The 13,048-nt window shown below is 44.6% G+C and carries 12 protein-coding genes, 2 tRNA genes and 4 pseudogenes; 16 read left to right on the plus strand and 2 right to left on the minus strand.

Annotated features, from left to right (window positions below; all coding sequences use genetic code 11):
- A pseudogene (locus B5J94_RS14145) lies at positions 1-1,077 on the plus strand (hypothetical protein); the annotation flags it as partial.
- A 38-nt stretch (positions 1,078-1,115) separates the two neighbouring features.
- Positions 1,116-2,033 carry an ATP-binding protein gene (locus B5J94_RS06185; RefSeq protein WP_062501596.1) on the plus strand — a complete coding sequence of 306 codons (918 nt, stop codon included), beginning with the start codon at positions 1,116-1,118 and terminating at the stop codon, positions 2,031-2,033.
- Between the two features lie 52 nt (positions 2,034-2,085).
- Here B5J94_RS06185 and B5J94_RS14340 read toward each other — a convergent pair whose 3' ends face one another.
- Positions 2,086-2,235 carry a hypothetical protein gene (locus B5J94_RS14340; protein ID WP_169838807.1) on the minus strand — a complete coding sequence of 50 codons (150 nt, stop codon included), beginning with the start codon at positions 2,233-2,235 and terminating at the stop codon, positions 2,086-2,088.
- Between the two features lie 63 nt (positions 2,236-2,298).
- Between B5J94_RS14340 and B5J94_RS06190 the strand changes: the two genes are divergently transcribed.
- The 7 genes and pseudogenes from B5J94_RS06190 (at position 2,299) to B5J94_RS06215 (ending at position 8,042) form a co-directional block, all read left to right on the plus strand.
- Complete coding sequence (locus B5J94_RS06190; RefSeq protein WP_029103167.1) at positions 2,299-2,682, plus strand: response regulator; 384 nt, start codon at positions 2,299-2,301, stop codon at positions 2,680-2,682.
- Between the two features lie 19 nt (positions 2,683-2,701).
- A complete protein-coding gene (locus tag B5J94_RS06195) occupies positions 2,702-3,229 on the plus strand; it encodes a hypothetical protein (protein ID WP_062499492.1) in 528 nt (175 codons plus the stop codon).
- Between the two features lie 110 nt (positions 3,230-3,339).
- Positions 3,340-6,027 (plus strand): type I DNA topoisomerase, encoded by a 2,688-nt coding sequence (gene topA / locus B5J94_RS06200; protein ID WP_079364002.1) that lies wholly within the window; start codon positions 3,340-3,342, stop codon positions 6,025-6,027.
- Position 6,028: 1 nt separating this feature from the next.
- Positions 6,029-6,870: pseudogene (locus B5J94_RS14345) on the plus strand (NYN domain-containing protein); the annotation flags it as partial.
- Positions 6,871-6,954: 84 nt separating this feature from the next.
- A pseudogene (locus tag B5J94_RS14740) lies at positions 6,955-7,113 on the plus strand (hypothetical protein); the annotation flags it as partial.
- Between the two features lie 102 nt (positions 7,114-7,215).
- Entirely contained in the window at positions 7,216-7,584 is a 369-nt protein-coding gene (locus tag B5J94_RS06210) for an MliC family protein (RefSeq protein ID WP_062499490.1), read from the plus strand.
- A gap of 131 nt (positions 7,585-7,715) precedes the next feature.
- Entirely contained in the window at positions 7,716-8,042 is a 327-nt protein-coding gene (locus B5J94_RS06215; protein ID WP_062499488.1) for a DUF3817 domain-containing protein, read from the plus strand.
- Between the two features lie 21 nt (positions 8,043-8,063).
- On the opposite strand, the gene B5J94_RS06220 is transcribed toward B5J94_RS06215, so the two are convergent.
- Positions 8,064-8,154, minus strand: a tRNA-Ser gene (locus B5J94_RS06220).
- Positions 8,155-8,314: 160 nt separating this feature from the next.
- Here B5J94_RS06220 and B5J94_RS06225 point away from each other — a divergent pair.
- The 7 genes and pseudogenes from B5J94_RS06225 to B5J94_RS14745 all read left to right on the plus strand — a co-directional run.
- On the plus strand, positions 8,315-9,190 hold the full coding sequence (locus B5J94_RS06225) for an energy transducer TonB (RefSeq protein ID WP_062499486.1): 876 nt from the start codon (positions 8,315-8,317) through the stop codon (positions 9,188-9,190).
- A 24-nt stretch (positions 9,191-9,214) separates the two neighbouring features.
- Positions 9,215-10,261: a mechanosensitive ion channel family protein gene (locus B5J94_RS06230; RefSeq protein ID WP_079364003.1), complete on the plus strand. Its 1,047-nt coding sequence runs from the start codon at positions 9,215-9,217 to the stop codon at positions 10,259-10,261.
- Between the two features lie 196 nt (positions 10,262-10,457).
- The gene (locus tag B5J94_RS06235) at positions 10,458-10,940 is read left to right on the plus strand and encodes a low molecular weight protein-tyrosine-phosphatase (RefSeq protein ID WP_079364004.1); all 483 of its coding nucleotides are present in this window, start codon (positions 10,458-10,460) and stop codon (positions 10,938-10,940) included.
- A gap of 1 nt (position 10,941) precedes the next feature.
- A complete protein-coding gene (gene murB, locus B5J94_RS06240; protein ID WP_062499482.1) occupies positions 10,942-11,991 on the plus strand; it encodes a UDP-N-acetylmuramate dehydrogenase in 1,050 nt (349 codons plus the stop codon).
- Entirely contained in the window at positions 11,991-12,695 is a 705-nt protein-coding gene (locus tag B5J94_RS06245) for a YdcF family protein (protein ID WP_062499480.1), read from the plus strand. Before murB ends, B5J94_RS06245 begins: the two co-directional genes overlap by 1 nt.
- Before the next feature lie 90 nt (positions 12,696-12,785).
- Positions 12,786-12,876 (plus strand) — tRNA-Ser (locus tag B5J94_RS06250).
- A gap of 55 nt (positions 12,877-12,931) precedes the next feature.
- Positions 12,932-13,024, plus strand: a pseudogene (locus B5J94_RS14745) (amino acid transporter); the annotation flags it as partial.
- Positions 13,025-13,048 lie beyond the last annotated feature (24 nt).

Here is a 13,048-nt window from a genome sequence, read left to right on the forward strand (position 1 = left end):
GTAGGTTTTTTGGAACGGTTTAACTATCATGCCAACCAACAAGTTAACAAAATCTCTAACTTCTTTGATATCTTTGGTTATCTAAGTGATGAGTATTATAATGTCAACTTATTGACCCAGCGATTGCAAGTTGCGACTGATGAAGAGAGACCCGAGGCAGTGGCAGCACTAAGAAAAAGTGTGGATGCGGTTGATGAGTACATGCGTCTTTATGAGACAGGCGGTGAGTACCAAGTTGAAGACAGAACGGTGCCTGTCGAAGTGCTCACGCACCCTGAGGATGTCCAAGCATTTAATGAATTAAAAGCATGGTGGATGGATTATAAACAGCGTCTAAATCCTGTGCTAGATGGCCAAGCGGACATCAATCCTGTGGCAAGACATATTTTTGATGAGTTTGACGAAAAAGTTTATGGTCCGGTGTCGGTGGTGTGGGACAATCAAACAGTCAGAGGCTTGGAATGGACAGCACTTGCCAGAAACGTGATGATGGCGGGCTTTGTGCTGGCAGGTCTGTATTTTATTTGGTTTGTGTTTTATTTCTTGAAAAAACTGACCGCATCTGACCGTAACCTACAAATTGCCCGTCGCCAGACGACCAACATCCTAGGCACGGTACAAGAGGGTTTGTTCTTGATTGACAAAAACTTTGTCATCTCGGATGCTCACTCTAAGAATCTAGAAGTCATCTTGAGGCGTAAGGACATTGCAGGCATTACCTTGACCGAGCTGTTGCAAGGCATGGTAGGGCGTGATGATATTGAAGCAACCAAGCTGTTTGTTGAACAGCTTTATAATCCTTGGGTGGTATCAGAGTTGATTGGGGATTTGAACCCACTACGACAAATCAAAGTAAACGTCATGAACGAGCAGGGAGATACGGTGGTCAAATACCTGTCGTTTAGCTTCTTGCGTGTTCAAGAGAGCGACAACGATGAAGTCGAAGAAATCTTTGTGAGCGTTGTTGATGTGACCGACTCGGTATTACTTGAAAAAACTTTGGAGAGTGAAAAGGCGCAGCATGACCGTCAGATTGAGATGATTGGACACATCCTAAACGTCGTATCAACGTACTAAATCAATTCATCAATAACACTTATGAGCGTGTGAGTGAGATGAACGAGATTCTAAGAGTTGAAGGTCAGCTACATAACAAAGCCCAAGCCCTATTTAGAAAAATGCACAGTCTAAAAGGCGAAGCATCTGCCATTAAGATGGGTAGCTTTGTGCATCTTGCCGAGCAAGGCGAAGAGAATCTGGTGCTAATTCGCAATCAAAGCACGGTCTCAGGTCAGGACTTTTTGGGCTTTACGATTATTCTAAATGACATTTTGGATTTGAACCAATTTGTAGAAAAACTCTTGCAACGAATTAGCCGTGTGGCAAAAGAAATAGACAAAGATGATGTCGGGCAAAGCGTACAAAGTGTGATGACGCAGACAGATGACAAATCTGTCACTGTCGCCCCAAGTAGTCATTCGCTAGATTGGCAAAGCTACTTTGGTGATTATGCTCAGCAAATCGCCGAACGTCAAGGCAAAAAAGTTAAGGTAAACTTAACAGGTTTTGAAGATATTCAGATGACTGATAAGCTCAAAAAGTTCTGCCAAGATGTCGGCATTCAGCTACTTAAAAATGCCATCGCTCATGGTATCGAACGCCCAGAACAGCGTATTTTGGTGGGCAAAAGCGAGGTGGGGCAAATCACGCTAATGCTCCTAAAATATGGCAATCAGCTACGTATGAGTATTATCGATGACGGGGCAGGCGTGGATTTACAAAAACTGCGTCAAAAAGCCATTGAGATGAATCTTATGAGTGCCGAACAAGCATCAAGCTTGCCCGACAGTCGTCTATACGCTATCATGTTCCGCTCAGGTGTCTCAACTGCCAATGGTGTCGATGAAGACAGTGGGCGTGGTGTGGGCATGGACATCGTGCGTGAGTGGGTCAAAGAAGTTAATGGTAAAATCAATGTCGAGAGTCAGCCAGGGCTAAATACAAAGATTGTCATCAACTTTGATGCACAGTAATATAAATAAAAACAGACCTGAGTGGGGCGTGCCTGCCTTTGATAACATTTTATTAAAATTTAATGAGAATTTTATAATTCAAATCAATTTTTGCATGAAAAATGGCTAAATCTTGTTTTTCATCGTCAAAAGCTTGTTTGATAGAATGACTATCAAACTTCACTTTTTCCTTGAAAAACGTGCGATTTTTCTCATTTTTCATTGCAAATACCAAAGGCGGACACGCCCCAGGTCTGTTTGTGATTTTTAGATTTTGGAGTAAAGAATGGCTTATCGTCTGATGATTGTTGATGATTCTAATATTATTCGTAACCGCATTGAGCGTTGTTTTGAGGGTAGTAGTATTGAGATTGTGGCGACCGCCAATAATGGCGTGGATGCCGTATTAAAATTTGATGAATTTCGTCCTGATTTTATTACCATGGACTTGACCATGCCACAGATGGATGGACTTGAATGCATCAAGCGTATCGTGGGCAAAGGAACGGGCGTGAGTATTTTGGTTGTCTCGGCACTCTCTGACCGTATGACGGCACTACAAGCCTTGCAAGTCGGGGCAAGGGGCTTTATTTATAAGCCGTTTAATGACGAAGAGCTGATTGCAGGCATGCAACGCTTGATTGAACTTAGTGCCAAAGCTAAGAAATAAGTAAAATAAGTAGCCAGTTGTGAGTATCGGGGTCATTGTCGTCATCGTTGCCGTGCTGTTTGTGCTTGGCAACATCATGGGCTTAAAGCCAAAGATGAGTGAAGTGCGAGTGGGAGACATGCGAATGTTTGCCCGCAAGATAGACTTGCACCCCAAACTGGTTGCCATGCCCGATTGGTTAAAACAGCACAAAGAGAGCAGACAGGACAAACAGGTAGGTAATCACGGCATGATAGCCCAGTACACCGTCATCGATGACAGCTGGCAGTTGCCTGCCAAACGCCTGCTGTGGACGGGGGGCGACTGGCAAAACGAAGATGGCGTGCCCGTCAGTGTGGGCATGCCCCCCGAGTCGCTACTGTCCTATATCCAAGGACTGACCACCAAAGCCAACAGCGTAACCATCTACTGGCATGATGAAAAATACGCCAAAAGTTTTGCCATCAAAGACGAGCAAGCGATGGCAATCATGGAGCAGGATTTGCTCGCACTCAAAACTTTTTTACAAAGCGTGCAAAATATCAATGCCCCAAAATCGCCCCACTAAGCGACCACTTGTGTATAAAATTGTTAAAATATTTTACTAAACTATTGACAAAATGCCAAAGCCCCCTTATAAAGTGAACATTTTAACATTATAAGATAAATAGGCAACTCATGGCACTTCCCAAAAAACCCAGCACACGCACCAAAAATACCGTCAAAGCCACAAAAGCACCCACCAAAAAAACGACCAAAACCGCCAAAGACGACATGGCGGACACCCCTGTGTCGGGCAAAGGCAAAGCCCTAGTTATCGTGGAATCCCCTGCCAAAGCCAAAACCATTAACAAATATCTAGGCTCGGGCTATATCGTGCGTTCTAGCGTGGGTCATGTGCGTGATTTGCCTGTGTCGGGGACGGGCAAAGCCGAAAAAGCGGACGAGTCGGGACTGTCTCGTGAGCAAAAGGCGTATAACGCTCTGGTTCGCCGTATGGGGGTCAATCCTGAAAATGGCTGGCAGGCTCATTATGAGATTTTGCCCAACAAAACCAAAGTCATCAAAGAGTTAAAAGCCCTTGCCAAAGAGGCTGATACCATTTATCTGGCAACGGACCTAGACCGTGAGGGAGAGGCGATTGCGTGGCATTTAAAGGAAGTCATCGGCGGAGCGGACAGCAAATACAGCCGTGTGGTGTTTAACGAGATTACCAAATCCGCCATTACCGAAGCCTTTAAGCACCCCAGTAGCTTAAATTACGACCGTGTAAACGCCCAACAAGCTCGCCGTTTTCTTGACCGTGTGGTTGGTTTTATGGTGTCGCCCCTACTGTGGGCAAAGGTCGCTCGTGGCTTGTCGGCAGGGCGTGTGCAGTCGGTTGCCACTCGCCTTGTCGTAGAAAAAGAGCGTGAGATTCGTGCCTTTACGCCCACCGAATATTGGCAAATTCATGCCGATACATTAAGCAGTTCAAAAGAAAACATTTATCTAGAAGCCGTCCGCCAAAATGGCAAAGAGTTAAGCCTTGCCAATGAGAAAGAAGCTATGGCGGTCGTTGATATTTTAAATAATAACCCCTTTATCGTGTCCGACCGTGAGCAAAAGCCCACCCAGTCCAAGCCGTCCGCTCCCTTTATCACGTCCACCTTACAGCAGTCGGCAAGCACACGCCTTGGCTTTAACGTCAAAAAAACGATGATGCTCGCCCAACGCCTGTACGAAGCAGGCTATATCACTTATATGCGTACCGACAGCACGTTTTTGAGTGCGGACGCTTTATCAAGTGTACGAACGTACATTGAAACTAATTACGGCAGTCAATACCTGCCAAAAAATCCCAACGTCTATGGTAATAAACAAAACGCCCAAGAAGCCCACGAAGCCATTCGTCCGTCTGATGTGGCAGTCTTGTCCGCTCATCTAAAAGACATGGAGCGAGATGCCCAAAGGCTTTATGAGCTGATTTGGCGACAGTTTGTGGCGTGTCAAATGCCCCCTGCCCAGTACCTATCCATGACCTTGACCGTATCGTCTGGCAATGTGGAATTAAAGGCAAAAGGGCGTGTCATGACGTTTGACGGCTACACCAAAGCCCAGCCCCCTGCCAAAAGCGATGATGTGCTACTGCCCGATGTCAACGTGGGCGAGAGCTTGACGGTAAACGAGATTATCCCAAGCCAGCATTTTACCAAACCGCCAGCTCGTTATACCGAAGCCAGCCTTGTCAAAGAGCTTGAAAAACGTGGCATTGGGCGACCGTCTACCTATGCGTCTATCATCTCCACCATTCAAGAGCGTGGCTATGTCCGCACCGAAAACAAACGCCTATTTGCCGAAAAAATGGGCGACATTGTAACCGACCGCTTGACAGGCAGTTTCCCTGATTTAATGGATTACACTTTTACCGCCAATTTGGAAAACAAACTTGACCATGTGGCAGAGGGCGATGTGGATTATAAGGCAGTGCTGGATGAATTTTATGGCGATTTTAAGGGCAAATTAGAAACCGCCAAAGCCAAAGACGGCATGAAACCCAACGACCCCACCGATGTCCCTGATGTGCATTGCGATTTGTGCGGTCGCCCCATGCAGATTCGTACAGGCGGTACGGGCGTGTTTTTGGGCTGTACAGGCTATAACTTACCGCCAAAAGAACGCTGTAAAGGCACAAAAAATCTCATGGCGGTAGAAGCCTTTGCCAATCAGACGGCAGACGATGAGTCGGACGAGATTTTGTCGTTATTAGAAAAAAAGCGTTGCCCAAAATGCCACACGGCAATGGACGGCTATATCGTGGACGGTGGGTTAAAATTGCACGTTTGTGGTAATAACCCCGATTGCGATGGGTATTTGCTAGAAAAAGGCGTGTTTGAAACCCACAAAGGCAATGACGCACCAACCATTGACTGCGACAAATGCGATGGGCAAATGGAGCTAAAAACGGGGCGGTTTGGGGCGTATTTTGCTTGCCAAAAATGCGACAACACCCGTAAAGTCCAAAAAGACGGACAACCTGCACCGCCACGCATGACGCCCATTTTAATGCCACATTTACGTTCAGTACGGTTTGATGACCATTATATCTTGCGAGAAGGAGCGGCTGGGCTGTTTTTGGCAGCGAGCAAGTTCCCCAAAATCCGTGAAACTCGTCCGCCCAAAGTGGCAGAATTGCAAGCCATACAAGGCGAGCTTGATCCCAAATTCCACTATCTACTATCCGCCCCCACAGCTGACAATGACGGCAATCCGACCATATTACGTTGGTCTCGCAAAAATGCCGAGCAATATGTTGGCTCAGAAAAGGACGGTAAGGCGACCAAGTTTGCGTTGGTGTGGAGAGATGGGGCTTGGGTGAGTGAGTGATATGAAAAAGTTGGCGGTACTCATTGATGCAGATAATACATCTCACAAGACCATAGGGCTTGTACTACAAGAGATTGCCAAATATGGCGTGCCAATCGTCAAGCGTGTCTATGGCGATTGGAGTAGCGAGATTAATGAAAACGGCAAGCCAACCAATCGCCTACACGTTTGGCGTGATGTTTCGCTATCGCATGCCATTACACCCATTCAGCAGTTTGCCTACACCAAAGGCAAAGATGCCACGGACATGATGCTTATCATCAATGCCATGGATTTGCTGTATGGCAATCAATTAGATGGCTTTTGTATTATATCAAGCGACAGTGATTTTACTCCGCTTGCCAGTCGTATTCGTGAAAGTGGCTTGACGGTTTATGGATTTGGCAAAACCCAAACACCAAGTGCTTTTATCAATGCGTGCGACAAATTTATTTATATAGAAAATCTAACTCAAAACTATGTGGAAAATGATACCAATGAAATACTCGATAATAAGGAAAATTCATCACTACTGATAAAAAAAATAAAACAGCAGACAACGCAAATACACCGCCAAAAGACAGCACTAAACAATCGTCTAGTGATATTAATCAAAAACCAACAACCATGCCTAATCAACAAGTTGAGGTAGACGAGCCAACTTTGCAACTTATTTATAAATCCATCAAAGATGTTGCGGATGATGATGGTTGGGCAAATTTATCTACGCTAGGCAATCACTTGGCAACCATTAAGCCTGATTTTGATACAAGAACTTATAGGCGTGCCAAACTATCAGGATTATTGCAGGCATTAGATTTGTTTGAGATAAAACTAGAAGGTTCACAAAAATTTGTAAGGAAAAAACCCAGTTTCGCCAAGGTGCTAAAAATCGTTCATGATGTGATAATAGATTATCGTGGTTTAAATGAGTGGACTTCTATCAATCTTTTAGCAATTGAGATTGCTAAAAGAAACCCAGATTTGAATCCTAGAATTTTTGGCTATCAAAATATTCAAGAAATTATCAAAGCCATCGACAGTAAATATTTTGAATTAGATACAGATAAAACACAAATTAAACTGCTATCAATAAAAGAGAAATAATTGCAACAATATTACCTTGTATTTTATCCAATTTTTGCGTACAATGGTTGAATTAATTTTTAATTTTCTTTTTTATTTTAACCACGCTTCTAAGGAGCTGTCATGAAAAAACTTGCATTAGTACTAACGGCTGTTGCTCTTACACTAACAGGCTGTAACAATGCCAAAACACTTAACCAAACTGCCACATCAGCGGTTGTTTTGCCAGATTATCAACCATTTTCCAAGGTTTTCTCGTGCGATAACGGCATGACCCCATCTTTATACTATCCCAATGACAACCAAGTTGAACTGACTTTGCAAGGTGCGACCACTACTCTAAATGCTGCAACGAGAGGGTCAGGCTCACGTTATGTGTCAAATACTGGCATCTTCGGTCATGGTGGCGAATGGCATGAAAAAGGCGACATGGCAATATTTAGTTATCCAGGCGTACACGGCACAGCTGAGGTAAGCTGTACTGCACAATAAGGCACGCCCTAAGTTGTAAGATACCAACACAAAACACCGCTCGTTCGGTGTTTTGTTTTATCATTTGTTTTGTTTTATCATTTGTTTTATTTTATTATTGATGAATAACGCTTTTTAAATCAGGAAAAATCATGACAAAGCTATTGCGTTTGGTGAGTTTTTTGGAGGGGGTATCCTTCATCCTGCTTTTGGGGATTGCCATGCCTTTAAAGTACATGATGGGCAAGCCATTTTTGGTATTATATGCAGGCATGTTCCATGGGGTGATGTTTGTGTTGTTTATTGTGCTGCTACTTTTGGCGTGTCAGGTAAAGGGCTGGTCATTAAAAGTTTTTGTCATCGGACTTGTGGCTTCTGTTTTGCCATTTGTTCCATTTTGGTTTGAAAGATACATTCATAAGCTAGAACTGGCAGATGCCAAACTGCTAGATGCGACACAGATGAGTAAAAAGCCCTGATGAGATTCAGGGCTTACAATATGGCGGTGACGGAGAGATTCGAACTCTCGATACGCTATTAACGTATACACACTTTCCAGGCGTGCGCTTTCAACCGCTCAGCCACGTCACCAATACCTAACAATTATAACAGGATTTTTTAGTTTTGTCATCTTTTTTATTCGTTATTGGACAAGATTTAAGAATTTAAGATGAAAAAATGCCCATCGCCAACTTGTTAATTTTATCAAATTAAGATAGAATATCAACCATTTTGATTTAAGAGAAAACCTGTGCCTAGCTTGCCTGATTTTCTAAGCCATATTCTACAAGATAAAAATCCAGACATTCCCATGGCGACCGTTATTGCAGTGGCGGTACATGTCTTTGTGATTTTTGGGGTGAGTTTTAATGCAGATGTGTTGCCCAATGAGATGGCACAAGAAGTGGCGACGGTTTTAAGTGATAATAAAGAGAAAAACAAAGAAGCACGTTTTGTGGCAAATGCCAGTCAAGAGGGTGGCGGAGAGGTGCGTCAGCAGTTACGCCAAGAAACAACCATGATCAGTCCTGATGTCAGTGATGACATGGAGGAGACCCAAGACATTATTAACTTGCAAAAACAAAGCCGTCAAGAGGCCTACCAAGAAAATTATCTACGTACCACACTGTCTGTCCGCTATGTAAACAACCAAAATGACAACAATACCAAAAAAAATCAAAACGATTTGGAGTCCCAAGAAGAACGTATTCGTAAAAAAATTCGTACACTTGAAGCTCAACTGTCTCAAAAACAGCAAGTTTTTTCATCCAAATCCAACATTCACACGGTTAATAGCAATGCAACCACACATGGGGTTGCGGCAGGATATTTGGAAAATTTTCGTCGCCATGTTGAGCGTATCGCCAATCAATATTATCCTAATGAAGCACGTCGCAATAATATCATGGGCGATGTTCGTTTGATGGTGATTATCTCACCCGATGGTTATGTCAAAGCGATTCGTCTGCTTGAATCGTCAGGTTCTGCCATATTAGACGAAGCTGCCAAGCAATCGGTTCGTCAATCTGCTCCTTATGGTCATTTTGATGAAGAGATGGGTAAGCTTAGCGAGATTAGAATCATTCGTACATGGCGATATAGTGATAAAATTGAAGTAACCAATTAACACAATTTTGATAAACTCTAAATTATGACAAAACAAACCCCCGATCCGATTCTTGACGAACTGAAAAATAGTGCCGAACAGTCCGCCGAACGCCTAGAAAGCACCGCATCAAAAACAGGCGAGATGGTGGCGGAGACTACCCGAGAGGTTGTTACGGGTACGACCAAAACCGTAGAGACCGCCAGTGATTATACCCTAGAATTGCTCGGTATTACGGTGGATACTCGCACGCTCATCGCCAACTCTGCTGAATTTGCCATCAAGGCCATGCTTGCCATCATCATATTTTATGTGGGTAAATGGATTGGTAAACGTATTGTCAATCTTGCCAAACATGCCATGGTACGTGGTTCAATAGATGCAACAGCAGTTAGCTTCTTGGGTAATCTGCTCTATGGGGTCATGTTGGCAGCGGTTACTTTGGCATCGCTAAACCAGCTTGGTATTAGCACCACCTCTTTTGTGGCGGTACTTGGTGCCATGACTGTCGCCATTGGTGTGTCCTTAAAAGATCAGGTATCAAACTTAGCGGCAGGTGTGCTGATTGTGGTATTTCACCCTTTTCGCCGTGGCGACTATGTGGAGATTGGAGGGCATACAGGCACTGTTCAAGAGATTACCTTGGTAAGCACTCGCATACGAACGCCCAATAACCATGAGGTCATCATCCCTAACGGCGACATCATGACATCAGCAAGCACCAACTATTCATCTTTACCTAACCGCCGTGTGGAGGTGGCTGTGGGTATCGGTTATGACAGCGATATCAAGACCGCACGCCATCTTATGATACAAGTTGCAGATGAGCATGAATTGGTATTAAAAGACCCCAAACCCATTGTGCGTGTAACGGAACTTGCTGACAGTTCGGTGAACCTTATCCTGTATCTGTGGACCGATAATGATAACTGGTGGGTGGTACACTGTGATCTGTTAGAACGCATCAAATATGTCTTTGATGAGGAGAATATCAACATTCCTTTTCCTGTTCGGACATTGCAGATTGATGGACTTGATGAGATGTTGATGACAGCCAAAGACATTGATAGCCATGAAGTAAAGATGAAATAAACAACAAAACAACTCACGTTTATCCCAGCTTACTCATCAATCACACAAACCCAACCCACATTCAATGAGTATAAAGTAGAATAAATACAAATTGCAGGTGTTCTATGGGTCATCTGTAATTTGTGATAAAATAACTTGTAACACCACTCATGTCCAGTGATTATCTCGGCTCATCCAAATAACCATCTAAGCAACCATCTATTACAATGGCTATCATCATGACTACCCAAAATCTGTTCTTTTTGTTTGTCTTGGCAATATTTGCCGAAGTCCGTCTGCCGAAGCCGTCATGACAAAACTTACCAAAAATCAAGGGCTTCGTATCCATTTTGACTCGGCAGGTACGGGCAATCATCATGTGGGCGAAAAGCCTGACCCACGAGCGATAGACGTTGGCAGTACGCTTGATTTTGACTTAACTTCCCTTAGAGCAAGACAGCTTACCACGCAGGATTTTTATGACTTTGATGTGATTTTTGCGATGGATAACAACAACTTAGCCAATATCAAAAAGGTGATGCCGTCCGATGCCACCGCCCAAGTTGTGCTATTTGACAAGTTCACCAAACAAGAAGTTGCCGACCCGTATTATGGCGATGTGAGCGACTTTCGGACGATGTTTGGGTATATCGAACGTGTCAGCCGTGCGTGGCTAGACCTTTGGCAAAGCGAAAAATAACATGGCTAACATTCTAAATAATCACGACCTATCGCACAACAACACCATGGCACTGTCCTGCACCGCTCGCCATGCGATGATTTTGGACGACATTGACACGCTTGGCGATGACATCACGACCGCCATAGCCTTTGCCAAACGCCACGATTTACCGCTGTTTGTGCTATCCTACGGCAGTAACGTGATTTTGCCAAGTGTGCTAAACGCCCTTGTTTTATTGCCCAAGATACAAGGCATTGAGATTTTGCAAGAAGATAATGAGCGTGTAACGTTGCAAGTCGCTTGCGGAGAAAATTGGCACGATTTTATCAAAACTTGCCTAGACAAGGGCTATTTTGGGCTTGAAAATCTTGCCCTGATTCCGGGGCTTGCGGGGGCGTGTCCTGTACAAAATATTGGAGCCTATGGCGTGCAAGTCTCTGATTTTATTACAAAAGTCATCGCTTACGATTTGACGGACGGTCAAAAATGCGAGTTTGACAACACCGCTTGCAAGTTTGATTATCGCCACAGTTTTTTTAAGGACAATGCAGGGCGGTATTTGATTAGCCATGTGGTATTCACGCTTCACAAACACCCAAAAACCCTAACCAATTATGGCGATTTGGCAAGTTTGGCACAAGAGCTTGCCAACAAAAACGGACGAGACACCCCCCACCCCATTGACGTGTTTTATGCGGTCATTGACATTCGCAACAGTAAATTGCCAAACCCTACCGTTTTGGCAAATTGCGGGTCGTTTTTTCAAAATCCGATTATCCCAATGAGCGAGTTTACCGCCCTAAAAGAACAATTTGCCGATTTGCCAAGCTATCCTATCAATGACGATGTTATCAAAATCCCCGCAGGGTGGCTCATTGACAAGGCAGGCTTAAAGGGCAAGGGGGTCGCTCCGATTTTGACACACGACAAGCAAGCCCTTGTGCTAACCAACCACGCCCAATACACCGCCACACAAGACGACATTCGCACGGCTCAGGAATTTATCGTGCGTGCCGTGCAGGACAAGTTTGGCATAACCTTGGCGCGTGAGCCTGTGTGGGTGGACTGATGAGCATAGGGCGGTGGATTTGGCGGACGGTCAAGACGGCAGTAGTGGTCGGTGGACTGACTGCCGTATCTATTTTTACGCCCATTTTTGCCAATGTGGGGGTATTTGCCCTTGATGTGTTTAGCAAAATTACCCTAGACACCGCCCACAATCCCACCGCCATGACGGTACTGGGGGGCGGACTTACCAAAAAAGATGGCGTGATTGTGCTAAATCATTATAGCCAAAGCCGTGCTGATACTGTCATTACATTGTACGCACAAACGCCCCTGCCCATCATCACAAGCGGAGCTGAGTCGCCGTGGCTACGAGAACACATAAAAACCGTCCACCCCGAAGCGGTCATCGTGAGCGACAACGCCAGCATGAACACCTGCGAGAATGCCACCTTTACCGCCAAACTCATGAGCCATCACGAACTGCCCAAAAGCGTCTATCTCATCACCGACCGCTACCACATGGCACGAGCAAGGCGACAATTTGCAAGGGCTAGCATTGCCACCGCCCCCATCATCGCCCCCCTTGCCATCGCCCCTGATTGGACGGATTGGAGTAATAACTGGGTGCATTCACGGCGGACGATTTATGAGATGGTGGCGTTGGCACGAGACATTTTTCGCCCACAGGACAACTGCCGTACAGCTGATGAGATTAGCTTAGAAGAGATTAGCACGCCCAGACGTGAACCAAAAATATTTTTCTAAGGCTGAATGCTTGCTACTTTAAAAATATTTTTAAAAAATTTACAAAAAAGGCTTGCATTATTTAAAAATTTAGCTATAATACGCACCCATGGAAGCTTGGCAGAGCGGTTGAATGCACCGGTCTTGAAAACCGGCGTGGGTTCATAGCCCACCGAGAGTTCGAATCTCTCAGCTTCCGCCATTATTTGAAAAACCGTCCTTTTGGGCGGTTTTTTTGTGCTGACTGGGAAAGGATGATGTTTACGCATATTTTTCATGGATTTTGGGTGTCATTTGGGTTGATTGTGGCCATCGGAGCTCAAAACGCCCATGTTCTAAAACAAGGACTGCTAAAATGAACCGCACCCCAAAAG

The sequence above is a fragment of the Moraxella lacunata genome, assembly GCF_002027545.1.
Classification (GTDB): Bacteria; Pseudomonadota; Gammaproteobacteria; order Pseudomonadales; family Moraxellaceae; genus Moraxella; species Moraxella lacunata.

What these genes read in the sequence shown, in the direction of transcription:
- B5J94_RS06185 (WP_062501596.1), top strand. Translation starts at nt 1,116, where the DNA reads ATGAACGAGATTCTAAGAGTTGAAGGTCAGCTACATAACAAAGCCCAA.
- B5J94_RS06190 (WP_029103167.1), top strand. Translation starts at nt 2,299, where the DNA reads ATGGCTTATCGTCTGATGATTGTTGATGATTCTAATATTATTCGTAAC.
- B5J94_RS06230 (WP_079364003.1), top strand. Translation starts at nt 9,215, where the DNA reads ATGACAAAACAAACCCCCGATCCGATTCTTGACGAACTGAAAAATAGT.
- murB (WP_062499482.1), top strand. Translation starts at nt 10,942, where the DNA reads ATGGCTAACATTCTAAATAATCACGACCTATCGCACAACAACACCATG.
- B5J94_RS06210 (WP_062499490.1), top strand. Translation starts at nt 7,216, where the DNA reads ATGAAAAAACTTGCATTAGTACTAACGGCTGTTGCTCTTACACTAACA.
- B5J94_RS06245 (WP_062499480.1), top strand. Translation starts at nt 11,991, where the DNA reads ATGAGCATAGGGCGGTGGATTTGGCGGACGGTCAAGACGGCAGTAGTG.
- topA (WP_079364002.1), top strand. Translation starts at nt 3,340, where the DNA reads ATGGCACTTCCCAAAAAACCCAGCACACGCACCAAAAATACCGTCAAA.
- B5J94_RS06215 (WP_062499488.1), top strand. Translation starts at nt 7,716, where the DNA reads ATGACAAAGCTATTGCGTTTGGTGAGTTTTTTGGAGGGGGTATCCTTC.
- B5J94_RS14340 (WP_169838807.1), bottom strand. Translation starts at nt 2,235, where the DNA reads ATGAAAAATGAGAAAAATCGCACGTTTTTCAAGGAAAAAGTGAAGTTT.